21 protein-coding genes are annotated in these 22607 nt (G+C 46.8%); 7 read left to right on the forward strand and 14 right to left on the reverse strand.

Going from position 1 to position 22607, the window contains the following annotated elements; translation table 11 throughout:
- From nudE to R7127_RS00200, 3 genes are all read right to left on the reverse strand, one after another.
- Window positions 1-570 carry an ADP compounds hydrolase NudE gene (gene nudE / locus R7127_RS00190; RefSeq protein ID WP_005379309.1) on the reverse strand — a complete coding sequence of 190 codons (570 nt, stop codon included), beginning with the start codon at window positions 568-570 and terminating at the stop codon, window positions 1-3.
- A gap of 176 nt (window positions 571-746) precedes the next feature.
- A complete protein-coding gene (gene nfuA / locus R7127_RS00195) occupies window positions 747-1331 on the reverse strand; it encodes a Fe-S biogenesis protein NfuA (RefSeq protein WP_005379313.1) in 585 nt (194 codons plus the stop codon).
- Window positions 1332-1428: 97 nt separating this feature from the next.
- Window positions 1429-2154, reverse strand: a complete 726-nt coding sequence (locus tag R7127_RS00200; RefSeq protein ID WP_033905914.1) for an amidophosphoribosyltransferase — start codon at window positions 2152-2154, stop codon at window positions 1429-1431.
- An 84-nt stretch (window positions 2155-2238) separates the two neighbouring features.
- On the opposite strand from R7127_RS00200, the gene bioH reads away from it, so the two are divergent.
- Together bioH and R7127_RS00210 are read left to right on the forward strand one after the other, a co-directional pair.
- Complete coding sequence (bioH, locus tag R7127_RS00205; RefSeq protein WP_005384724.1) at window positions 2239-3006, forward strand: pimeloyl-ACP methyl ester esterase BioH; 768 nt, start codon at window positions 2239-2241, stop codon at window positions 3004-3006.
- A gap of 124 nt (window positions 3007-3130) precedes the next feature.
- Entirely contained in the window at window positions 3131-3595 is a 465-nt protein-coding gene (locus R7127_RS00210; RefSeq protein WP_005379316.1) for a hypothetical protein, read from the forward strand.
- 104 nt (window positions 3596-3699) lie between these two features.
- Here the strand turns inward: R7127_RS00210 and R7127_RS00215 are convergent, their stop codons facing one another.
- Window positions 3700-6021, reverse strand: coding sequence for a Tex family protein (locus R7127_RS00215; protein WP_301949466.1), 2322 nt, complete (start codon window positions 6019-6021; stop codon window positions 3700-3702).
- A gap of 229 nt (window positions 6022-6250) precedes the next feature.
- Here R7127_RS00215 and R7127_RS00220 point away from each other — a divergent pair, with 229 nt between their 5' ends.
- From R7127_RS00220 to envZ, 5 genes are all read left to right on the forward strand, one after another.
- Window positions 6251-8131 (forward strand): ATP-dependent zinc protease, encoded by a 1881-nt coding sequence (locus R7127_RS00220; protein ID WP_270007201.1) that lies wholly within the window; start codon window positions 6251-6253, stop codon window positions 8129-8131.
- Between the two features lie 117 nt (window positions 8132-8248).
- On the forward strand, window positions 8249-8740 hold the full coding sequence (gene greB / locus R7127_RS00225) for a transcription elongation factor GreB (protein ID WP_053307281.1): 492 nt from the start codon (window positions 8249-8251) through the stop codon (window positions 8738-8740).
- A 105-nt stretch (window positions 8741-8845) separates the two neighbouring features.
- Window positions 8846-9241 carry a DUF1090 domain-containing protein gene (locus R7127_RS00230; protein ID WP_017635004.1) on the forward strand — a complete coding sequence of 132 codons (396 nt, stop codon included), beginning with the start codon at window positions 8846-8848 and terminating at the stop codon, window positions 9239-9241.
- 129 nt (window positions 9242-9370) lie between these two features.
- A complete protein-coding gene (gene ompR, locus R7127_RS00235; protein WP_005379333.1) occupies window positions 9371-10090 on the forward strand; it encodes a two-component system response regulator OmpR in 720 nt (239 codons plus the stop codon).
- 102 nt (window positions 10091-10192) lie between these two features.
- Complete coding sequence (gene envZ, locus R7127_RS00240) at window positions 10193-11485, forward strand: two-component system sensor histidine kinase EnvZ (protein WP_258680409.1); 1293 nt, start codon at window positions 10193-10195, stop codon at window positions 11483-11485.
- 73 nt (window positions 11486-11558) lie between these two features.
- On the opposite strand, the gene R7127_RS00245 is transcribed toward envZ, so the two are convergent.
- From R7127_RS00245 to R7127_RS00290, 10 genes are all read right to left on the reverse strand, one after another.
- Window positions 11559-12947 carry a uracil-xanthine permease family protein gene (locus tag R7127_RS00245; protein WP_046874138.1) on the reverse strand — a complete coding sequence of 463 codons (1389 nt, stop codon included), beginning with the start codon at window positions 12945-12947 and terminating at the stop codon, window positions 11559-11561.
- Between the two features lie 233 nt (window positions 12948-13180).
- Window positions 13181-15262 (reverse strand): ATP-dependent DNA helicase RecG, encoded by a 2082-nt coding sequence (gene recG, locus R7127_RS00250; RefSeq protein ID WP_318148271.1) that lies wholly within the window; start codon window positions 15260-15262, stop codon window positions 13181-13183.
- 252 nt (window positions 15263-15514) lie between these two features.
- Window positions 15515-16198 carry a tRNA (guanosine(18)-2'-O)-methyltransferase TrmH gene (trmH, locus tag R7127_RS00255; RefSeq protein WP_017820702.1) on the reverse strand — a complete coding sequence of 228 codons (684 nt, stop codon included), beginning with the start codon at window positions 16196-16198 and terminating at the stop codon, window positions 15515-15517.
- Between the two features lie 52 nt (window positions 16199-16250).
- Window positions 16251-18371 (reverse strand): bifunctional GTP diphosphokinase/guanosine-3',5'-bis pyrophosphate 3'-pyrophosphohydrolase, encoded by a 2121-nt coding sequence (spoT, locus tag R7127_RS00260; protein ID WP_005394948.1) that lies wholly within the window; start codon window positions 18369-18371, stop codon window positions 16251-16253.
- Window positions 18372-18410: 39 nt separating this feature from the next.
- Window positions 18411-18683, reverse strand: coding sequence for a DNA-directed RNA polymerase subunit omega (rpoZ, locus tag R7127_RS00265; RefSeq protein WP_005379346.1), 273 nt, complete (start codon window positions 18681-18683; stop codon window positions 18411-18413).
- A gap of 181 nt (window positions 18684-18864) precedes the next feature.
- The gene (gene gmk, locus R7127_RS00270; RefSeq protein ID WP_005394946.1) at window positions 18865-19488 is read right to left on the reverse strand and encodes a guanylate kinase; all 624 of its coding nucleotides are present in this window, start codon (window positions 19486-19488) and stop codon (window positions 18865-18867) included.
- A gap of 285 nt (window positions 19489-19773) precedes the next feature.
- Complete coding sequence (locus R7127_RS00275) at window positions 19774-20997, reverse strand: tetratricopeptide repeat protein (RefSeq protein WP_047009404.1); 1224 nt, start codon at window positions 20995-20997, stop codon at window positions 19774-19776.
- Between the two features lie 9 nt (window positions 20998-21006).
- Complete coding sequence (locus R7127_RS00280) at window positions 21007-21639, reverse strand: energy transducer TonB (RefSeq protein ID WP_006741809.1); 633 nt, start codon at window positions 21637-21639, stop codon at window positions 21007-21009.
- 4 nt (window positions 21640-21643) lie between these two features.
- A complete protein-coding gene (locus R7127_RS00285) occupies window positions 21644-22051 on the reverse strand; it encodes an ExbD/TolR family protein (protein ID WP_005379359.1) in 408 nt (135 codons plus the stop codon).
- Window positions 22052-22076: 25 nt separating this feature from the next.
- Window positions 22077-22604, reverse strand: a complete 528-nt coding sequence (locus R7127_RS00290; protein ID WP_005379363.1) for a MotA/TolQ/ExbB proton channel family protein — start codon at window positions 22602-22604, stop codon at window positions 22077-22079.
- Window positions 22605-22607 lie beyond the last annotated feature (3 nt).

Genomic DNA, 22607 nt, shown 5'->3' on the forward strand with positions numbered 1-22607 from the left:
TTATTGGTTATGCTTGTGAGTGGTGTTTGGTAAGTGTTTCAGTGCCAACATTAGCGCTGTGATGCTTCGTGCTTCACAGAAATCCATGTGAGTTAATAACTCTTCGGCTTGCGCAAGTGGCCAACGCACAATTTCCAGTGGTTCAGGCTCATCGCCTTCTTGCTTCTCTGGATAAAGCGCCTGTCCTAAAAATAGAGTCATTTTGCTCGAAAAGTAAGATGGCGCGAGGATAACTTGTTTCAACGGGGTTAACTGATTACAGCCAAAGCCGATTTCTTCTTTTAACTCACGATCCGCAGCTTGGTGTGGTGTTTCTCCTGGGTCAATCAGCCCTTTTGGGAAACCTAGCTCGTAACGTTCAGTTCCTGCGGCGTATTCACGCACCAGTAATAAATCGCCTTGTTCTGTTACAGGGACTACCATTACAGCATCTCGTCCACTTGGCTTCATACGCTCATAAGTACGATGCTCACCATTGGAAAAACGAAGGTCGAGCGCTTCCACAGCAAACAGTTTGGATTTTGCAACCGTCTGGCATGAGAGTATCTCTGGTGGGGTTCGTTTCGGCATGACGCTGGCTCCTTGGTGTCGTTGGCGTTTACGAGATGCGTAAGATTCTTAATATATGAGAACTCCGCCTGAGTTTCTAGCGGATTTTACGAGTCGAGCTAAGCATCTCACCATCACCTCAGTATCGATACAAAAATGGGAGACCGAAGCCTCCCATTTTCTGACAGTGTTTACTCTTAGTAGTAAGAGTGATCACCACGGTCATGTTCTGTAGCATCACGAACTGCGGTTAGTTCACCAATGAACTGGTTTAGCAGCTCTTTCTCGATGCCTTCTTTTAGTGTTACGTCAACCATAGAACAGCCATTACAACCGCCACCAAATGCAACAATCGCAACACCGTCTTCAGTGATCTCAACCAAGTTTACGTGACCACCGTGGCCAGCAAGTTGTGGGTTCACTTGAGTTTGGATAACGTACTCAACGCGCTCAACCAGTGGTGCGTCGTCCGCAACTTTACGCATTTTAGCGTTAGGTGCTTTTAGCGTTAACTGAGAGCCCATTTTATCGGTAACAAAATCGATTTCAGCGTCTTCAAGGAATGGCAGGCTTAGCTCATCAACGTAAGCTGAAAAACCGCTGTAAGAGAGTTCAGTGTCGGTCGATTCTACTGCTTCTGGTGGACAGTAAGACACGCCACACTCAGCGTTTTGTGTACCTGGGTTCACAACGAAAATACGAATGTTAGTGCCTTCAGGTTGTTGACCTAAAAGGTTAGCGAAATGCGTTTGCGCAGTTTCTGTAATAGTAATATTTGACACGACGAATACCCGAGTAAATTTGTAGGTTACTGCTGCTATTCTACTCTTGTTGACGTATGGGTCTAGTCTTTTTGATGCTAAGGCATGGCGAAGCGATCTAGAGAGAACGAGGAGCAGGTGTTCTGCAGATGCAGTAAATATCGATGCTTTCTACGCCAACTTCAAGTAGTAAATGACATAATTGTCGGACGGTACTGCCTGTGGTGACTACATCATCGACGATGGCAACATGGGAAGAGTGAGGGCGCTTATTGAGAATAAACGCGCCTTTTAAGTTTTGTTCACGGCTTGTTTTGGTATTACCACGCTGTGATTGGGCGAGCCTTACTCGACGAAAGACCTTCGCATCAAAATTAGTCTGCAATTGCTTGGCGAGGTGTCGGGCTAAAACATCACTTTGATTAAAACCCCGGCGCAGGTAACGCTGCCAGTGCAATGGCACACTGGTAATGATTGGAGCTGGCGTGGTGATGCGCTGTGCCAGTTGCTCGGTTAATGCTTTTACATGCCAAGACTCTCCGTGATCTTTAAAGCGTTGTACTTCCCGTGAAAGGGGAAAGTCGTAATCGCCTAACGTGTATAGCCTTTGCCATGGCGGTGGCTTTGAAAGACATTCACCACAAATACTATCCGTACTCATTTCTTCTTTCTGTAATGATAAACCGCAGCGTTGACATCGTTTTACCGGAGTTAGGTATTTTAAACAGTGCTCGCACCAGCGCAGAGTATTTGTGTGGCTTGGTGTTTGAATAGGGAACCGACACAGGCCGCATTGACTGCTCAATACGCGATGCATGATGTTTTGCCAGTGATGAGATAACATAGCGTTTATTCATGGTGATATTTTACTCAGCCTAACGCTTGGCTGAAGCCGTAGGGAATAAAATAAGTGGGAGAGATTGAGAGCATGAGCACGAAATTACACTGGCAGTCATTTGGTCAGGGACCAGATTTGGTGTTACTGCATGGTTGGGGCATGAATGGTGCGGTATGGCAGCAGACAGTCGAGTCTCTTCAACCTTATTTCCGAGTTCATGTGGTTGACCTTCCGGGGTACGGACATAGCGCCGAATCTCATGCTGAAGATTTAGACCATATTGCTAACTTGGTGGTGCAAGGTGCGCCAGAGAAAGCGATTTGGCTTGGTTGGTCCCTCGGAGGTTTAGTGGCGACGCATGTGGCATTAAATATGCCCGAGCGCGTGGCTAAGTTGATTACGGTTGCCAGCTCACCTAAATTTGCCGCAGAAAAACCGTGGCGTGGCATTCAACCGAATGTACTGAGTGCGTTCACCTCTCAGTTGCTAGAAGATTTCTCACTGACCATTGAGCGCTTTATGGCGTTGCAAGCGATGGGCAGCCCATCAGCGCGTAAAGACGTTAAACAGCTCAAGCAAGCGGTACTATCGCGCCCTCAGCCAAACCCTGAATCGCTGTTGGTTGGGCTAAACATCCTTGCTGATGTGGATCTGCGCGATGCGTTGACGTCTCTTTCTGTTCCAATGTTGCGTCTTTATGGCCGTTTAGATGGGTTGGTGCCAATTAAAGTAGCTAACGATTTAAGTGAACAGTTGCCTCATACCCAGCAGTTTGTTTTTAATCAGTCCTCTCATGCGCCTTTTATCACCGAACATGACGAATTTTGTGTTCAAATCCGAGAGTTTGCTCACGATTGAGCAAGTACGAGCGGAAATACCTCAAGTTGTTTAAAAAGTGGTCGATATAAAGGCTGGTGAGGTTTTATTAGCCAATAAAGCTAAGCCATATTGACGAGTTGGGCGACTCTGAGGAGGGTTCGCAATGATTGTGTCACCGACCAACGTAAGTGTGCCACTGATCGCCCCATCCGTGAATGTGCAGACGGAACAAGCAGCTCGCGACAATAAAGTCCGAGAGCCTGTAACGCCAACGGTCGCATTGGCCAAAACCAATGCAGAGCGAAAAGTAAAAGGTGATGACAAGCGCCGACGTCAGTCTTCTTGGGATCCTTCAGAGCATCCTGATTATGATATGGAAACGGAAGTCGACACGCGTTATCAAGAAGAGCCGGAAGATACACTAGAACGGCTTTTTAGTTTGCTTGCGCTCAAATCGTATAGTGAAGACCAGGGGAAAGGCTACGCGATCCGCTTTCGCTTACCAAAGCGCATTTTGGATGCTGCGATCAATGAAGGATTAATGGAAAAGCGCAGGAAGGTGATCAAGTTTCATTATGGTCATGCAGTCGCTCCCCATACCCCGTCAGAAGTGATAGCAGTATTATGACGACTCAATATCCTACTCAAACAAAAACGCTCCAAGCAGGTTGACTGATTGGAGCGTTTTCTTTTTAGTTATGAAAGCTCGTTAGCGGTGAAGCCTAGGTAAGATTACTTTTTCGCTTTAGCAAACGCTGCAGCAAATGCACCGCCCATCGCGCTGTTCGATGACGAATCATCACGGCGAGGCTGACGACGCTGCGGTTGGTCATTACGACGCGGCGCTGCTGATGAGCGTTGGCTACGGTTGTCTTGACCCGGTTCGTCGTTCATACGCATCGATAGACCAATACGTTTACGCTGCACGTCAACTTCCATCACTTTCACTTTGACGATGTCGCCCGCTTTCACCACTTCACGTGGGTCAGACACGTAACGATCTGTCAGTGCAGAGATGTGTACGAGACCATCTTGGTGAACGCCGATATCAACGAAGGCACCGAAGTTGGCTACGTTCGATACCACACCTTCTAGAATCATGCCCGGTTCCAAGTCAGATACCGAGTTTACACCCTCTGCAAACGTCGCCGTTTTGAATTCTGGACGTGGGTCACGACCCGGCTTATCCAGCTCTTTGATGATGTCTGTAATGGTTGGAACGCCGAAGTTATCGTCGGTGTAATCGACCGCATGCAGACCTTTAAGGAAGCTTGAATCACCAATCAGTGCTTTGATATCTTTGTTGTTCTTCTCAGAAATCGCTTTGACCACTGGGTACGCTTCTGGGTGAACCGCAGACGCATCAAGTGGGTTCTTACCATCCATGATTCGTAGGAAGCCTGCACACTGCTCGAACGCCTTAGGACCTAAACGAGGTACTTTCTTTAAGGTTGTACGTGCTTCGAAGCGGCCGTTCTCATCGCGGAAGTCGACAATGTTCTGCGCGATGGTACTTGATAAGCCTGCTACGCGCGTCAGTAGCGCCGCAGAAGCGGTGTTCACATCAACACCAACCGCGTTTACACAGTCTTCCACAATCGCATCTAGGCGTTTTGCCAACATAGATTGGCTTACATCGTGCTGGTATTGACCCACACCAATAGATTTCGGATCAATTTTCACGAGTTCAGCCAATGGATCTTGCAAACGACGTGCAATCGACACTGCACCACGCAGTGATACGTCCATATTCGGGAACTCTTTTGCTGCAAGCTCAGACGCTGAGTAAACCGAAGCCCCCGCTTCACTTACTATGATCTTCTGAACTTTCAGGTTGTCACGTTTGATGACGTCTGCGACAAAGCTGTCGGTTTCACGTGAAGCCGTACCGTTACCAATCGCAATCAAATCCACGTTGTACTTACGCACCAACTGCTCAACGATTTGTGCTGACTTGTCGTATTGTTTTTGTGGTGGGTGAGGGTAGATGGTTTCGGTTGCAAGCACTTTACCTGTTGAGTCGACAACCGCGATTTTTGAACCTGTACGCAGACCCGGATCGAGACCAAGTGTTGCACGAGGGCCAGCCGGTGCTGCCATCAACAAGTCTTTTAGGTTAGTGGCGAATACTTCAATCGCTTCGATTTCAGCGCGCTCTTTCATTGCGCCCATTAGCTCGGTTTCCATGTGCATCGATACTTTGATGCGCCATGCCCAGCTGATCACTTGCTTACGCCAGGTATCCGCAGGTGCGCTGCTTAGCGTTACGCCATAATGGTCGGCGATAATCGTTTCGCAGTAAGACTGACGCGCGCCTTCTTCCTGTTCTGGATCAGCGTTCATCGCCAATGTCAGGAAGCCTTCGTTACGGCCACGCAACATCGCCAGTGCTCGGTGCGATGGCACTTTGCTTAGGGGCTCGTTGTGGTTGAAGTAATCTTTAAACTTCTCGCCTTCTTGCTCTTTGCCTTCAACGACTCGTGAGACCAGTTCCGCATTGCGATTTAAGTGGTTGCGAATTTTTTCCAGTAAGTTTGCGTCTTCTGCGATGCGCTCCATGATGATCGCGCGAGCGCCATCCAATGCAGCTTTGGTGTCTGCCACGCCTTTGTCTGCATCAAGGTATTTGCTTGCTTCGCTTTCTGGCTCGGTTTGTGGGTGATTCCAAAGCTGATCTGCGAGCGGCTCAAGACCAGCCTCAATCGCGATCTGACCTTTCGTACGACGCTTGGGTTTGTAAGGTAGGTACAAGTCTTCAAGACGAGTTTTGCTGTCTGCCTGCGCGATCTCTTGTTCTAGCTCTGGCGTCAGTTTGCCTTGCTCTTGGATTGATTTGAGGATGGTTTGACGGCGATCATCCATTTCACGAAGGTAAGACAGACGGCTGTCCAAAGTACGCAGCTGGGTATCATCAAGGCCCCCCGTCACCTCTTTGCGGTAACGTGCAATAAAAGGGACAGTGTTGCCATCATCAATTAGGGTGACAGCGGCGTTGACTTGCTCTGGGCGAACATTCAGTTCTTGAGCAATCATGCGACAGATAGCTTGGCTCATCCGTGTTTTCTCTTTTAATTCGGTTTTGGTTGTATAGAACATTGGGGTCGTTCGAAGAATTTGCAATGTTTTAAATTAACGAGGCAAAAATTTACCGGGCGCTGGTGGACATCAGTCAGATTTATGTCAAAACTGTAATTAAATTGAGAACTTATATCCGCAGTTATCGACTAACCTAATTCCACGGTTGTTGATATCACTAAATGTACCTCGGCTTATACGGATAATCATGATGAAAAAAATGTCTTTGGCGTTAGCGCTTGCGAGTGCCTTACTTGTCGCCCCGCTTAGTTGGGCGCAGTCTATCTCAGGAACCACACAAGCTCCCGTTTATCAGCTCGATAACAAATTGGTACTAGGGCGTGTGGAGAGCGTCTACTACAGTGACATTCCGGAACTAAAAGCGGTGCCATTTATTGGCAAGATTGATACTGGTGCAGATACGACATCGATGCATGCGGAGAATATCCATGTCAGTAGCTCACACCCAGATTACCAAGATTTGAAAGATAACGAGTTACTTTGGGCGATTGTCGATGACTTAGGTGGTACGAAGGCAAAGTGGGACGCCGACAGCTTTAAGCCATATCAAGTAAAGGTTAGCTTTACGGTTCCTCACCCTTATACAGGGAAGGAAATACAGATTACCGATGATCTGGAAAGAGTGAGCGCGATTCGCAGTCGAACAAGCAAAAAGCCCATCCTACGCCCGACAATAAAAATGCCGATGACAATCGCTGGTCACACCGTTGATACGGAAGTGAACCTGACCAAGCGTACGCAATTCTCTTCTCCTATCTTGATTGGTAAAACCTATCTCGATGATAACGCATGGGTCTTCGCTGGTTACGATTACCTTCAAGAACAGCCACGCGCAAAAATGATTGGCAAAAAAGAGACGGTTGAAGTCGAAGGTGTGCCATATAAGATCAGCATCTCAACTTCTAGCCGTTATACCAACGTCCATGCACTGGACATCAAGGTAGACAAAAAGCATAACGAAGTCTCTTTTATGTTAGAGGGCGAGAATGGCAAGCGTCATCCAATGACATTACCCTTGGTACGAATGCTGAAAACGACCAAAAGCGAGCGCCCTTTAGTCTATTTACCCGTCAAAGTCGGCGAAAATGAAACTCAACGTTGGTTGGTGTATCTGCGTGATCGCAGTAAGTTCAGTTCGCAAATTCGCTTAGGTCGGGACGTCGCGAGTCAGCACTTTGTTATTGATACGGACAGAGAAAATCTACTGGGTGGCGTAGAAAAAACGTTCAAAAGCGCACTCAAATCAAAACCTCTTGTCGTTTCACCAGAAGAACAGGTCACCATTGATGGTTATACCGTCCCTGCTTACCCCACTTTTACTGTGAAAACGCCATTACTGCGTGTAAATGGGTTTGAAGTAACAGAAAAAGGTAAGGATGAATCCGTCACGTTTTATTTAATGAACGATGAGGGGAAAGAAGAAAAAATCACCAAACCAGTGTTGAAAAAGCTCAAGGTTGGCAGCGCGGTTCGCCCTGTTGTCGAAGGAGACTTTCTTCTCGGTAGAAAAGACACATCAATGAAGTTTGCGCTCGATGTGCTTGATGAGGGTGACACTCAACCTTTTTTCGTCTTTGGTCATGACATAGCCAAGGGTGGTGTGTTGCTGAACACTCGCGCAGACCATCTACTAGATGCAAGGCCACTTTTCAAAGCTGGCCATATCGAAGTAGCTGAAGTTGAGGGGATGTCTTTCCCTGTGAAGTTAGACACGGGTGCAGATGTAAGCTCAATCAATGCTAAGAACATCAAGCAGTTTAAGAAAGACGGCAAAGACATGGTGAGCTTTACCTATGAGAACGATCTTGGCATGAAACAGGCGTTTACCAAGCCTGTTGTTGATGTCATGCGTATTAAAGCTAAGAAAGGTGAGAAAGCGAACGTACGCCCTGTGGTTGAAATGCATGTTAAGCTTGGCGAATTAGAGAAGAAGATCCGAGTCAACTTACAGGACCGAGGTCGCTTCCATTACAGCATGATTTTAGGTAAAAACTTTCTAAAACATGGCGCGGTTGTTTCGAGTGATACGAATTACATCGTGACGCAAAAACCGGATTACGAAAAGTAACACTCTGGCCGCCTTATCACCTTGATACCCAAAGCCTGAACAACATTGGATCTTTGGGTATATCATCTCCTTAATGCTGCCAAAGAGCAGCATTTTTTAGTTGAGATAGGAGTTAATTTGAAAACTAAGCTGATTACACGAGAAGGTTACAACAAACTCAAACAAGAGCATGATTACCTTTGGAATGAAAAGCGCCCGGAAATCACCAAGATCGTCACTTGGGCGGCGAGCCTAGGCGATCGCTCAGAAAATGCGGATTACACCTTCAATAAACGTTTACTCCGTCAGATCGACCGTCGTGTCCGCTTCCTTCGTAAATTCCTGCCAGAAGTCACGATCGTTGACTATTCTCCGCAACAAGAAGGCAAAGTCTTTTTTGGTGCATGGGTGGAAATAGAAAATGAGGCAGGAGAAGTGAAAAAGTTTCGTATTGTCGGGCCTGAAGAGATTTATGGCGATGCGAAAGACTACATCTCTATCGATTCACCTATGGCGCGAGCGATGTTGAAAAAACAAGTGGATGAAGAGTTCACGGTACGCACCCCAGAAGGTGAAAAAGAGTGGTTCATCAACTCAATTGAATATATTCAACCGGCCTCGGAAGACTGAGGCTTTATCACCGATTCAAGTCTCATGAAGCTCACTAGGAGTGACTTGGGTCTCAACGTCAGAATATTTGGTATAAAGGCATGGTGCCTTTCTCGGAGAAGTAAAATGAACAAAGCAGTCATGTGTAGTGCTGCACTAACAATAGGTTTCTCACTTTCAGTTTTTGCTCAAGATGAAGTGAAAGGCTGTGACGCTAAAGAGTTAGCGGTAGAGCAGCAGCTCGAGTATGCAAAAGCGCAAGGTAATGAACATCGCATTAAAGGCTTGGAGCAAGCACTTTCCGCTATCCAGAATGAATGCTCGGAAGGTGAGCTGCGGCAAGAGCTGCAAGCAGAAGTGGAAGAAAAGACTAAAGAAGTTGAGGAGCGAGAGGAAGAATTAGTCGAAGCTCAGCATTCAGGGAAAGCAGACAAAATTGAGAAAAAACGTCACAAGCTTGCTGAGGCACAGCAAGAGCTGCTTGAGGCCAAACGTGAACTGGAATGGAATTATGGTCAATAGTAGGTGCTGAAAATACCTGCTAGAGAGAGAATAACGCGCTTAAGATAAAAAGAGTAACAATTTGCTTGAGCACGTTAGGAAAAACAGTGATACATTTTCGACAATAGACGCTTCTGAAAGGATGTTTCAATGCAAGAAAATCATAAAATTTTAGTGGTTGATGACGATGCTCGTTTACGTGCTCTATTGGAGCGTTACCTTTCTGAGCAAGGTTTTCAGGTACGAAGTGTCGCCAATGGCGAACAGATGGATCGCCTACTAACGCGCGAAAACTTTCACTTAATGGTGCTAGACTTAATGTTGCCTGGTGAAGATGGCTTGTCAATTTGTCGTCGTCTACGCCACGCGAACAATATGTTGCCAATTTTAATGCTCACCGCGAAAGGTGATGAAGTGGACCGCATCGTGGGTCTTGAGGTAGGGGCGGATGATTATTTGCCAAAACCGTTTAACCCACGCGAATTGTTGGCTCGCATCAAGGCCGTATTACGCCGCCAAACTGTAGAGTTGCCGGGTGCACCAAGCACGGAAGAAAAAGTGGTGGAGTTCGGGGAGTTCCGACTCAATCTAGGCACTCGCGAGATGTTCCGCGGTGATGAGGCAATGCCACTCACCTCTGGAGAGTTTGCTGTCCTAAAGGCGCTCGTGATGAATGCACGTGAGCCAATGTCACGAGACAAATTGATGAACATGGCGCGTGGCCGTGAATATTCTGCAATGGAACGTTCTATTGACGTACAAATCTCACGTTTACGTCGCATGTTAGAAGACGATCCGAGCAAGCCGCGCTACATTCAAACCGTATGGGGCCTAGGTTATGTTTTCGTCCCAGACGGCAAAGAGGTGTAACCTCTTCACTCCATAGCTAGCACTTGGCTATAGCAACTTCAGCCTTCATTACCTTCCCTTTGAAGGCTGAAATTTCGCGATTAGGACCACTAGGAACGTTCCATGCGCATCCGAAGTTCACTGACACAATCTATTCTGCTGTTCATCTCTTTGCTTCTCGCGAGCCAAGTTTTCTCTTATTACGCCGTTTTTAACTACGCGTTGATGCCGAGTTTGCAGCAGTTCAATAAAATTCTCGCCCATGAGCTCAATTTAGTGCTTGATGATGAAGGACCTTTAAAGTCTGATGCACCGTTAAGACGTCAATTATTAGAAAGACTAGGGGTGACGGTTCATAGTCTCGATAGCGATAAGGCGATTGAATTTCATCACGCAATGTCGATTGATTTGATGTCTGAAGAAATGAGCCAAGAGCTAGGTTCGCCCACCGAAGTGCGCTTATTGCTTGGCGATGAAAGTTACATTTTGTGGATGCACATCGAAAAGTTGCCGAACTCCATTATTCGTATTCCTTTATCTGAGCTGCAAGAAGAAGATTTTGCACCGCTATTTCGTAACAGCTTGATTATGGCGTTGCTGATCATTGCTGGTGGTTGGTTGTTTATTCGTTTACAAAATCGCCCACTTTTGGCTTTAGAGAGAGCCGCGAAAGACGTCGGTCGAGGTGAAATCCCGCCACCGTTGGCAGAAAAAGGCGCATCGGAAATTCGCTCTGTAACCCGAGCGTTTAATCAAATGTCCAAAGGCATTCAGGAGCTCGAAGAAGATCGCGCCCTATTAATGGCGGGGATTAGCCATGACTTACGAACACCGCTGACGCGCATTCGCTTAGCGACAGAAATGATGTCTCCCGAGGACAGCTATCTTGCGGAGGGGATCATTAGCGATACGGAAGAATGTAATGAGATCATCAGTCAGTTTATGGACTACCTCAAACCGGTGAACAAAGAATCGTTTGAACCTGTGGATATCAGTACGATTGCCAGTGATGTCGCCAGTTCAGAGGGTGGCTATGAGGCTGAAATTGAAACGGATCTTAATCCTAACCTGCCACCAGCCAAAGGAAGCGCCATTGCGATTAAACGGGCGATCAGTAATTTAGTTGTCAATGCACTGCGTTACGGCAATGGCTGGGTCAAAATCAGTACCGGTGTGACAGCAGATAAGCAGCTAGTGTGGATATCGGTAGAAGACAACGGACCGGGTATCGAGCATTCTCAAATCGCAAAATTATTTGAACCCTTTACGCGTGGTGATACAGCTCGCGGCAGTGAAGGTACAGGGCTTGGGCTGGCGATAGTGAAGCGTATAATCAGCCAGCACTCAGGCTCTGTGGTGATGCGTAATCGCAGTGAAGGCGGTTTAATCGCTCAAATCAGCTTTCCTACCAAGTAAGTCGGTGACTGTACCATTTAAAACAAAAAGCCCAACCTAAACAGGTTGGGCTTTGCTTTTCTCTACAATCTTATTAAGACTCTTTTACTTCTTGAGGAAGTTCATCTTCGTCTTCCAGTTTCTCTGGCAGAAGTAGGTTTAAAATGATCGCTGTGATACCACCTGCAGCAACGCCAGTGGAGAAAATACTCTTAATAAATTCTGGCATGAATTGCAGAATCTCTGGTTTTTGCGCGATACCAAGCCCCATTGAGAAGGATAAGGCCATGATCAGAATTGCGCGGCGATCGAGCTCAACACGAGAGATAATACGTACACCAGCGGCAGCAATCGTACCAAACATGACAATCGTTGCGCCACCAAGTACTGGCTCAGGAATCAGCTGAACAAAGCTAGCGACACCAGGAAACAAGCCAAGAATCACTAACATGCCAGAAATAAAGTAACCCACGTAACGGCTCGCAACCCCTGTTAGCATAATGATGCCGTTATTCTGGCTAAACGTTGAGTTCGGGAAACTGTTAAACACGGCTGCGATTGCAGAGTTTAAGCCGTCTGCTAGTACACCCCCCTTAATGCGTTTCATGTACACAGGGCCTTTTACTGGCTCGCCAGACACTTCGGATGTGGCGGTAATATCGCCGATGGCTTCTAGTGCGGTAATAAAGAAAATCAGCACCAGCGGAATGAACAGAGACCAGTCAAACGATAAGCCATATTGCATTGGTACGGGCAGTGCTACGATCTCGGTTGTGCCCAGCTGAGAAGTATCTACCATCCCCATAAAATACGCCATGATGTAGCCTACTAGCATCGCAATCACAATCGAAGCCACACGGATGTATGGGTTTTTAGAGCGGTTTAATATCACAATTAAGCCAAGTACCGTTCCAGCGAGCGCCAGTTTGTCTAAGCTGCCGAAGGTTCCTTCATTTAATGCTGCGTAGCCACCGCCCATTGATACTAAGCCGACCTGAATCAGTGTGAGGCCGATAAGAGTGACGACAATGCCTGAAACGAGCGGAGTGATAATGCGACGGGCATGCTCTAATACGCGAGATAGGAAAATCTCTGCAAATGATGCCACTAAAATCGTACCAAAAATGGCTGCCATCATGGTGCTGATGTCTGCTCCACCGGCTTTCAGCGATAGGCCTGCACCAATAATAGGACCTAAAAAGTTAAAGCTGGTGCCTTGAACAGAGAGTAAACCAGAGCCAATTGGGCCAAAGGTGCGAATTTGAATAAACGAAGACACGCCTGACGCAAATAAAGACATGCTGATGATGGTATTCGTTTGGTCTGCTGGTACACCCAAAGACTGACAGATGATCAGTGACGGAGTGATAACCGCGACGAACATCGCCAATAAGTGCTGAAGTGCGGCAAAAATGGTTTGAGGCAAAGGTGGTCGATCATTGAGTTGATAGACCAGTTCCGAAGATCGGTTTGAAGTTGTCATTGTTTGTCTCGCTAGTCGCAATATATTCCCAGATCTCGCTGAATGGGAGAGCAGGGTGGAGTTGACGTCGTTACCTGTGATTGCTGTTAATCAGAGTCAACTCAGGTTGGTGGAGTGTGATGCAACACACTTAAAAATTTGTGCGCGATTATAGAGAGATCTACCTAAAAAGCAAACGATTGCTTTGGTTTTTAGCGTATTAAAAAACGAGCCATTTGGCTCGCTTTTAATCACTATGCTTTGGAGTAAATATCCCGCTCACCCAACCAGCGATCAATAATTGCTGTTGCGTTAGTCGGGTAATTGTCATGAATATGACGCGCAATGCGCTGAACTTCGGGAATCAGACGTTGATCTCGAACTAAGTCTGCGATTTTGAAATCAGCAAGACCAGTCTGTTTTGTACCCAATAGTTCGCCTGGACCACGAATCTCTAAGTCTTTCTGTGCGATGACGAAGCCATCGTTACTTTCACGTAGTACTCCCAGACGTTTTTGCGCGGTTTTCGACAGTGGAGAGTGGTACAGCAGCACACAATGGCTAGCAACGGAGCCTCGGCCCACACGACCTCTTAGCTGGTGTAATTGTGCCAAACCAAGACGTTCGGGGTTTTCGATGATCATCAAGCTAGAGTTTGGCACATCCACGCCAACTTCGATCACCGTCGTTGCGACCAGCAAATGCAGTTTATTGTCTTTGAAATCTTGCATCACCGCTTGTTTCTCTGCCGGCTTCATTCGGCCGTGTACTAGACCAATTTTTACGTCCGGTAGCTTACGTTGAAGCTCTTCAGCGGTATCAGCCGCGGCTTGTGCTTCTAATACTTCCGACTCATCAATCAGAGTACACACCCAATATGCCTGCTTACCTTCGTTTAAGCAGGCATTTTGGACACGCTCGACGATGTCGTCACGTTTTGTGTCAGGAATGGCGACGGTTTGAATCGGCGTTCGACCCGGAGGCAGTTCGTCAATCACGGAAGTTTCCAGGTCAGCGTATGCGGTCATCGCTAATGTACGAGGAATGGGCGTTGCCGTCATGATCAACTGATGTGGGTAGGCGCCTTGTTTAGCACCTTTTTCACGTAACTCTAATCGCTGATGGACACCAAAGCGGTGCTGTTCATCAATGATGACCAAAGCAAGGTGATGAAATTCAACGTGCTCTTGGAATAGCGCGTGAGTACCCACTACCATTTGCGCTTCACCACTGGCAATGCGAGCCAGCTCGGCTTCCTTTGCTTTACCTTTGAGTTTGCCCGCTAACCAACCGACTTGAATGCCCATTGTTTCAAACCAGTTGGCGAAGTTGATCGCGTGTTGCTCAGCCAATAGTTCGGTTGGTGCCATGAGTGCCACCTGATAGCCGTGCTCAATGGCACGAACGGCGGCCAGAGCGGCAACCAATGTTTTCCCCGATCCCACATCACCTTGCACTAGGCGCATCATTGGGTGGGGTTTTTCTAAATCGGTTTCAATCTCTTGTACTACTCGGGTTTGAGCGTTCGTAGGAGAGAAAGGCAGTTGGGCTAAAAGCTGCGTTTTTAGTTTATTGCAAGGACCGAGAGGCAACGCTGAATCCTTCTGGCCTTTGCTACGCACCGCCAGCATCGATAAGTTTTGTGCGAGCAACTCTTCCATGATCAAGCGGATTTGAGCAGGATGTTTGCCTTCGTCAAACTCATCTAAATTAATGGTTGGTGGTGGGCGATGAATGGTGTGCAGCGCTTGCGACATCGTGATTTGATGGTTATACAGCCCGGCTGGAAGTAATTCCTGAACTGCGGTTTTATCAAGCAGCGCTAAAGCTTGTTCGGTAAGGTTGCGCAATGTGATTTGGCGTAAACCATCGGTGGTGGGATAAACAGGGGTTAAGTTCTGTTCTACATTGGGCTTTTGATCGCTGACGTAAAACTTGTAGTCAGGATGAACAATTTCCAAGCCCATGCCACCGCGCTTAATTTCACCGTAAGCATGTACTAACTTACCTTGTGTGAAATTGTTCTTCATGGCCGCGGTAAAGTTGAAAAAGCGCAGCGTGATAGTGCCATTACCGTCGCTGATTTTTACCGTTAACATTTTGCGCTTACCGAAGATGGTGTCGACTGCCATGACCTTGCCTTGCACGGCCGCCCAAAGGCCAGCATGCAGTTTGGCAATAGGGTAAATACGGGTACGATCTTCGTAGCGCAGTGGAAGATGAAACAGCAAATCTTGAACGCTATGTAAGCCAACTTTGGCGAGTTTTTCTGCGACTTTCGCGCCAACCCCAGAAAGGGAGGTTAATGGGACGGCAGATAACATTTGGGCGGACATAGAGGGCTCAAGAAAATGGTTAACATAGCAGTATGTTAACCATGGAGCTGTGTTTTTGTACAGGAAAAAATAGTCATGCTTTAGTTAGTGTCATGATTTGACTGATAACCTGTCATTCCGAGGAGCCTAGCGACATCAGGAGTTTATTTCCAACAAGTATGTCGCTGAAGTTAACACTATCAGCATCTGTATACTCCAGAATTAGATCTTGAATCACGCCCCTTCGCCGCCGTTCAGGATGACGAAAGTCTGTTACTTGCTTTGCATCTCTTGCCACCACGCGTCATCGGCGATGATTTGACCTTCTTCATCGAGTGGTGGGTAAACGAGCCCTTTTCGTTTCGCGACCTTTGCCAGCACTGGGTGACCACGTTCAAAGAGAATACGGTTGATTGTCTCTTTAGGCAGAGCGCTTTCTTCTCGGTCGTACATGCCTGCGGCTTCACGTTGACGTTGCGCTTCATACAAAATTACGGCACTGGCAACCGATACGTTTAGTGACTGCACCATGCCCACCATCGGGATAATAATGTCTTGATCGGCAAGTTGTTTGGCTTGCTCTGAAGCGCCAACCTTTTCGCTGCCTAAAATAATGGCCGTTGGTTTGGTGTAGTCGATCTCGCGAAAATCGACGGCGGTGTCCGAAAGATTGGTCACCAAAACCTGCATACCTTGCGCTTTGAGTTCGGTAATCGCAGTTTCAATCGAATCGTGAGTATCCACTTCAACCCAGTTACGCGCGCCTGCTGAGGTATGGCTCAGCGTACGCATTTTGTCAGGCCAAATGGCATGAACTTTGTGTAAGCCTGTCGCGTCAGCGGTGCGGATCACAGCAGAGACGTTGTTTGGCTTATGTACTTCTTCGAGACAAAGTGTCAGATCAGTTTGGCGAGTTTTTAGGACTTGGTGAATACGGTTGTAACGTTCTAGGTTCATATTTATTGAGGTATAAAAAATCGCCACCTAACAGAGTAGGTGGCGATAGAGGTTAGTTCTTTCTGCGTCTGACTCGGGTTGCTTGAGGCATTGCCTTAATCTTACGCATGATACCAGCAAGGTGGACACGATCTTTCGTCGTCAACAGCACAGTCACAGTGTATAAACGACCATCACGTTCTTCCGTCGAAAGACCATGAATGTTTGATCCTGTTTTCGAGATCACGTTGGTCAGTTCTGCAAGAGCACCTTGGTTGTTCAGCATGTCGACTTTAAGTTCAGCAATAAACTCTTTGTCGTAGTCGTCAGACCAAGCGACAGCCATATAACGGTCTGGCTCTTTCTGATAACCACGAACGTTCGGACATGTTTCTCGGTGAACAACCAAACCACGACCAGGCGATACGTGAGCAATAATGTGATCATCTGGGATAGGATGACAACAATTTGCAAACGTCAGCAATAAGCCCTCTGCACCGCGAATCGGAAGCTTCTTCTTCGAGTCCGTTGGGATTGAGCTTGTTGTCGTGAGCTCTTCGGTATCACCAAGGAGACGACGTGCGATCACAATGCTCATCAACTCACCCAATCCAATAGCAGCCAATAAATCATCGATGCTTTCTAGGCGAAGATCATTCAAGACTTCTTGGATATTTTCTGGATAAATTGAATCAATCGAGTGGCGGCCAAGTGCGTGATTAAGTAGGCGACGACCTAAAGTAATCGACTCTTCACGACGCATCGTTTTCAGTACTTGTCGAATCTTAGTGCGGGCACGAGAAGTCACGACATAGTTTAGCCATGCCGCATTCGGACGCGCACCAGGGGCACTGATAATTTCCACCGTCTGACCGTTTTTCAATGCCTTACTCAATGGGTAAGGGTTACGATCAACACGAGCACCAACACAAGAGTTGCCTACATCGGTATGTACGGCATAGGCAAAGTCGACAGCCGTTGCGCCTAAAGGCAATTCAACGATACGACCTTTTGGTGTGAAGACGTAAATCTCATCTGGGAAAAGATCGGATTTTACGTTTTCAATGAATTCGAATGAGTTACCCGCGCTTTGTTGTAGCTCTAACAGGCTTTGCATCCAACGCTGAGCTTTCACTTGCGCAGTGGTGCCAGACTTGTCGCCTTTGTCTTTGTAAGACCAGTGTGCCGCGACACCTTTGTCCGCCATTTGATCCATATCTTCAGTACGGATCTGAACTTCAACAGGTACGCCATGTGGGCCAACCATGGAAGTGTGTAGCGATTGGTAGCCGTTCGCCTTTGGTACCGCGATGTAATCTTTCATGCGACCAGGACGTGGCTTATACAAGCTGTGTACTTGGCCTAAAACGCGATAACAAGTATCAGCGGTATCAACAACGACTCGGAACGCATAGATATCCATGATGGTGTGAAAGCGCTGTTCTTTGGTTTTCATCTTGTTATAGATAGAGAACAGGTTTTTCTCACGACCAACCACACGAGCATTCAAGCCGAAGTCTTGCAGACGGCCTTCTATTTCGCTGTGAATGCGTTGAATCATCTCTTTACGATTGCCGCGTGCCGCTTTTACCACTTCTTTTAGTACGCGGTAGCGGTTGGGATATAGCGCTTCAAAGCCCAGCTCTTCGAGTTCGGTTTTGATATTGTGAATACCAAGACGATGAGCGAGGGGCGCGTAAATCTCTAACGTTTCACGAGCAATACGACGCTTTTTATCTGGTCGAAGCGCGCCAAGCGTACGCATGTTGTGCGTGCGGTCAGCCAGTTTGATCAGAATGACGCGGATATCTTGCACCATGGCCAGAACCATCTTACGAAAGTTCTCGGCCTGAGCCTCTTTCCTATCGCGGAATTTGAGTTTGTCCAGTTTAGATACACCATCAACCAATTCTGCGACAGTGTTGCCGAATTTCTCTTCGAGATCTTCTTTAGTTACATCACAGTCTTCAATGACGTCATGCAGCAAAGCAGCTTGGAGGGTTTCGATATCAAGGCGCATTTCGGCCAAGATACGAGCCACAGCGACAGGGTGGATGATGTATGGTTCACCGCTAGAGCGGGTTTGCCCTTCATGGGCATCTCTCGCTACCACATAAGATTGACGCAGAGCCTCAATCTGAGGCTCTGTTAGGTATTCTTGGGCAACGTCTTTGAGGCTATCGAATAGATACAAATTATAGGCCCGGGAGGTTGTTGAATTCTAAAGTCAGAATTAACGGTTGTGAGCGATGCTGCTTACTGCCGCTAGCTCTGCCGCTTCTTGCTCTTGCTGTTCTTGACGTTCACGAGCGTCTAGAACTTCTTTAGTAATTAAACCTTCTTCGATTTCGCGTAGAGCGATAACCGTTGGCTTATCGTTCTCTTCTGGCACTAGTGCATCTTTACCGCCAGTTTGCATTTGACGAGCGCGGCGAGCCGCAATCAGTACTAGGTCGAAACGGTTGCCAACTTTTTCAACAGCGTCTTGAACAGTTACGCGTGCCATGAGGACTCCAAATAGTTAACTAAAATTTTAGAATGACGAGAAAGTATACAACCTAACTACTTTATTTACTAGCAATTAGACAAGCCACCGTTTGTGGACTTTCTCAGGTAGTTTATGGTGTTTTTCGCACTGAGCAAAAAACGAGAAATTCTTTATGTTTTACAGCGTGACTTTTTTGAAGTTACTCTGCTAACAACGCGTCAAGCATACCTTTATATTTAGCAGCTTGCTTTTCTTCCTTCAATCTCTCTGCACGCAAGATGGCTTTAAAGTCCATCAAAGCGGTATCAAAATCGTCGTTTACGATCACGTAGTCGTATTCGCTGTAATGAGAGATTTCTGACTTGGCTTCAGCCATACGTTTTGCGATCACTTCATCGCTATCTTGACCACGAGTGTTCAAGCGACGCTCTAGTTCACCGTTTGATGGTGGCAGAATGAAGATGCTTTTGGCTTCTGGCATTTGCTCACGGATTTGGCGTGCGCCTTGCCAGTCGATATCTAGAAAAACGTCGATACCTTTATTTAGCGTTTCTTCAATCCACACACGAGAGGTGCCGTAATAATTACCAAACACTTCAGCGTATTCTAGGAAATCACCTTTAGCGATCAGGGCTTCAAACTCATCTTTCGCTACAAAATGGTAGTGGACACCATTTTCTTCACCAGGTCGCATGTTACGCGTGGTATGAGACACAGACACTTTCATTGCGTAGGTTGGATTGCGTTCCAACATCGCTGAGATCAAGCTAGATTTACCTGCGCCGCTAGGTGCAGATACGATATAGAGAGTACCTTTGCCCATTATACTGTTCCACTTTTGATTGGATTGATTGAGTGCCGAAGGAAAGTCCGACATTCTTTTAACGATAGCACTGGCAATGATAAATCAACCACCAAAGGGATGGATATTGGTGATAATCGCGCCAGAAAAATGGAGGCGAAGAGTATCATGATCTCTATTTTGTTACCAGTTGATCTTTTCGTCTTACTTAAATGTTGAAAAGAGCTCGCGTGCGCACAAACAAACGAAAAAAGGGGAAGCTTTCACTTCCCCAGGCGTGCGACTGACTCACACTTAATCTTCAAATTATCCTTGGGATTCTAGGAAATTTATCCAAGGGCTAACGGTAGACCTAAATTTTGGCGATTGAGCCGCGCCTTTCATTGCCTGTAAGGCCTTTTGTGGCTGCTTAAGCTCGAAATAGGCCATTCCGCGAATGTATTCAAGTTCTGCCTTTTGCTCTTTAGAGGCATTCGATGCTGCGTTTTCTACAAAGCGAGTCGCTTCAGAATACTGCTTGTCTTGTACCATTAAGCGAGCAATCTGAATTTGCGTTTTAGCAGAAGGAGCGATGTTATATGACTTTTTATAAGCGAGAATCGATTTATCTAGCTCTTTAGCTTGCTGCCAGAAGCTGGCCAAGCGATCATAGTTTTCCTTCGTCTTTTCAATGTTTCCAGATGCCATCTCCTTCTCAAGAGTTTTGGCCGCTTTATATGGAATACCTTGGTAAGCTAAGAAGTTTACAAAACGTAAGTACTCTTTCTCTCCTTCCAGTTTCCCCATTTTGTAAACCATTTCTAAGGTTGCTAAAGAGTTTTGCTCTTGACCCAACTCCATATAAACGCCAGAAAGTTGCATCCAGTAACGCTTTTTCTGAGGGTACTTTGAAGTAAGGGTTTTAAGCACACTGGCAACGCTTTTCAGCTGTCCTAACTCGTAGTGAGAGGCAACGAGAATTAAGTACCAAGACTCACTTGGGCTCTTGCTCATCGCAATTGCTTTTTTGGTTGGTGGGATTGCATTTCTGTAATCTTCCAACTGGACATAAGCGCTTGCTAACGTGATATAAGCATGAGCTTGAGGCTTCTCTTTGGTTGTTTCTGCAACTTTGAACCATTCCTTCATCGTTTTCACAGACAACGTGTACTTCTCTTCAGCTAGGTAAAGTTGAGCCAAGCTGTAGCGAACTTGTTGAGCGACTGGAACGGGAAGCGCATCGAGCTTTAATGCTTCGGCAAAGTATTTCGCGGCTTGCACATAATTGTCTTGTAGCGAATACAAAAAGCCCGTTTGCTGAAGTAAAACTGCTCGGTCGTATTTTTTCGAACTTGTGCTTTCTAAAGCGCTTGCTAGTTTTTCTTTCGCCGCTGAATATTTTTCAGTTGCGATCAACTCTTGCACTTTGTTGACGGTTCGAAATGTCCGATCTGATAACTGAGGAGCTTCTTTTGCCATCGTAGGAGCGGCAAATGCCACTCCTGCGAAGAGAATTAAAGAAGCCACTTTGCTTTTCCATAAACTTTTCATCGTGACTCCTTAATTGGTTGAGAACTCTATTTCTTGCGATAGGCGCGAGCTAACAGGTTTCCCGTCAACCAATTTTGGTTTAAATGTCCATTTAGAGACTGTTTTTCTTGCCGCTCGACCGAGGCCTAAGCGTCGTGGTTGCTCTTTAAGAACTTTGATGTCCTCTACGGCACCACGTGCGTTTACAGTAAACTCTAGTAAGACAACCCCTTTTTCAATTCCTGCTTTCGCAGCCTTTCTAGGCATTTGAGGCTGGAATGTTGCAAGAGGGGTCGGACCTCCGCTACCCGCTAATTGTGCACCTCCACCCTGGCTATAATGTCCAAGCACCGAGCCACCTGTAACATTTACGGGTAGGTCAAGTTTTGGCATGTCCATTGGAGTCTGCTCCATCACCGGTTTTACTGTCGCTGTCACTTTCATTTCTGGCGGCGGCGGCGGACGCTTAGGTGGTGGTGGTTTTGGAAGTTCGCGTTTTTTCTCCTGTATTTTTTCTTCTGGTTTAATGCGAATAAACTCGACCATACGCAGGTCATCATTCGACACTAACTCGTGGCGCTCTTTGTTTACTAGCTTGTCCATCCCCCAGAACAACCCGAGGGAGACAATGAGCGCCAGTGCAATTGAGGCCAGATACCGCATAAGCTTAATCCTTATTGGTTGCGGCAATGGAGATGCTTTCTACACCTGCCATTTTGATCTGGTCCATAACCTTCACGACTACGCCAGCATTTGCTTCAGTGTCGGCTTGGATAACAACTGCGCCATCAGGACTTTCTGCACGAAGACGTTCAATATTCGCGCGAACCGCGTCCACTTCGATGCGGCGTTTATCAACCCAAACATCACCCGCCGCACCAACTGCGACCATGATGTTACCTTTCTTAACGGTTTGCGCTGAGCTTGCCGTCGGACGGTTTACTTCTAGACCTGCTTCTTTTACGAACGATGTTGTTACGATAAAGAAGATCAACATGATAAATACGATGTCGAGCATCGGTGTCATATCGATAGCGGTTTCATCACTGCTATCACTGCTATAGCGTCTTTTCATGACCTATACCTCTAATTCCATTTACTCAGGCAATATGCTTTAGCTTATCTTCCAGCTTTTGCGTTGTGACTTTGGCTAAATGATCAAGACGTGAACTAAAGAACAGTCCTGATAGAGAAGCCACCATCCCGGCTAAAGTTGGGATTGTTGCCTTTGAGATCCCCGAGGCCATTGCTCGAGGGCTTCCTGTTCCTGTTACCGCTAAGATGTCGAATACTTGGATCATGCCGACAACGGTGCCGAGTAGACCCAGTAGGGGACAGAGTGCAATCAATACTTTCACGATTGGTAGTCCCTTTTTATTCTCAATATCCTGACGAGAAACGATTTCTTGTCGGATCATCTTAGCGTTCCAACTTTGATGCTCTGAGCGCCCTTGCCATGAGCCAACGGCTTTTTTCATGGCTTTTGGAGCGACGGCAGCAAAATAGAACCAACGTTCTAACAATACTGCCCACAGCATAAAGCTGAGGATGAAGATGGCGACGAGTACATCGCCACCCATTCCCAAGAAGCGCCTAATTGATTCAAGTTCTCCAACTAACCACCACATAAC

The sequence above is a fragment of the Vibrio sp. 1159 genome, assembly GCF_033340395.1.
Taxonomy (GTDB): Bacteria; Pseudomonadota; Gammaproteobacteria; order Enterobacterales; family Vibrionaceae; genus Vibrio; species Vibrio alginolyticus.

Coding starts and splice junctions, on each gene's coding strand:
- nudE (WP_005379309.1), bottom strand. CDS start 570: ATGCCGAAACGAACCCCACCAGAGATACTCTCATGCCAGACGGTTGCA.
- R7127_RS00200 (WP_033905914.1), bottom strand. CDS start 2,154: ATGTTATCTCATCACTGGCAAAACATCATGCATCGCGTATTGAGCAGT.
- bioH (WP_005384724.1), top strand. CDS start 2,239: ATGAGCACGAAATTACACTGGCAGTCATTTGGTCAGGGACCAGATTTG.
- R7127_RS00210 (WP_005379316.1), top strand. CDS start 3,131: ATGATTGTGTCACCGACCAACGTAAGTGTGCCACTGATCGCCCCATCC.
- R7127_RS00215 (WP_301949466.1), bottom strand. CDS start 6,021: ATGAGCCAAGCTATCTGTCGCATGATTGCTCAAGAACTGAATGTTCGC.
- R7127_RS00220 (WP_270007201.1), top strand. CDS start 6,251: ATGATGAAAAAAATGTCTTTGGCGTTAGCGCTTGCGAGTGCCTTACTT.
- R7127_RS00230 (WP_017635004.1), top strand. CDS start 8,846: ATGAACAAAGCAGTCATGTGTAGTGCTGCACTAACAATAGGTTTCTCA.
- ompR (WP_005379333.1), top strand. CDS start 9,371: ATGCAAGAAAATCATAAAATTTTAGTGGTTGATGACGATGCTCGTTTA.
- envZ (WP_258680409.1), top strand. CDS start 10,193: ATGCGCATCCGAAGTTCACTGACACAATCTATTCTGCTGTTCATCTCT.
- R7127_RS00245 (WP_046874138.1), bottom strand. CDS start 12,947: ATGACAACTTCAAACCGATCTTCGGAACTGGTCTATCAACTCAATGAT.
- recG (WP_318148271.1), bottom strand. CDS start 15,262: ATGTCCGCCCAAATGTTATCTGCCGTCCCATTAACCTCCCTTTCTGGG.
- trmH (WP_017820702.1), bottom strand. CDS start 16,198: ATGAACCTAGAACGTTACAACCGTATTCACCAAGTCCTAAAAACTCGC.
- rpoZ (WP_005379346.1), bottom strand. CDS start 18,683: ATGGCACGCGTAACTGTTCAAGACGCTGTTGAAAAAGTTGGCAACCGT.
- gmk (WP_005394946.1), bottom strand. CDS start 19,488: ATGGGCAAAGGTACTCTCTATATCGTATCTGCACCTAGCGGCGCAGGT.
- R7127_RS00275 (WP_047009404.1), bottom strand. CDS start 20,997: ATGAAAAGTTTATGGAAAAGCAAAGTGGCTTCTTTAATTCTCTTCGCA.
- R7127_RS00280 (WP_006741809.1), bottom strand. CDS start 21,639: ATGCGGTATCTGGCCTCAATTGCACTGGCGCTCATTGTCTCCCTCGGG.
- R7127_RS00285 (WP_005379359.1), bottom strand. CDS start 22,051: ATGAAAAGACGCTATAGCAGTGATAGCAGTGATGAAACCGCTATCGAT.
- R7127_RS00290 (WP_005379363.1), bottom strand. CDS start 22,604: ATGTGGTGGTTAGTTGGAGAACTTGAATCAATTAGGCGCTTCTTGGGA.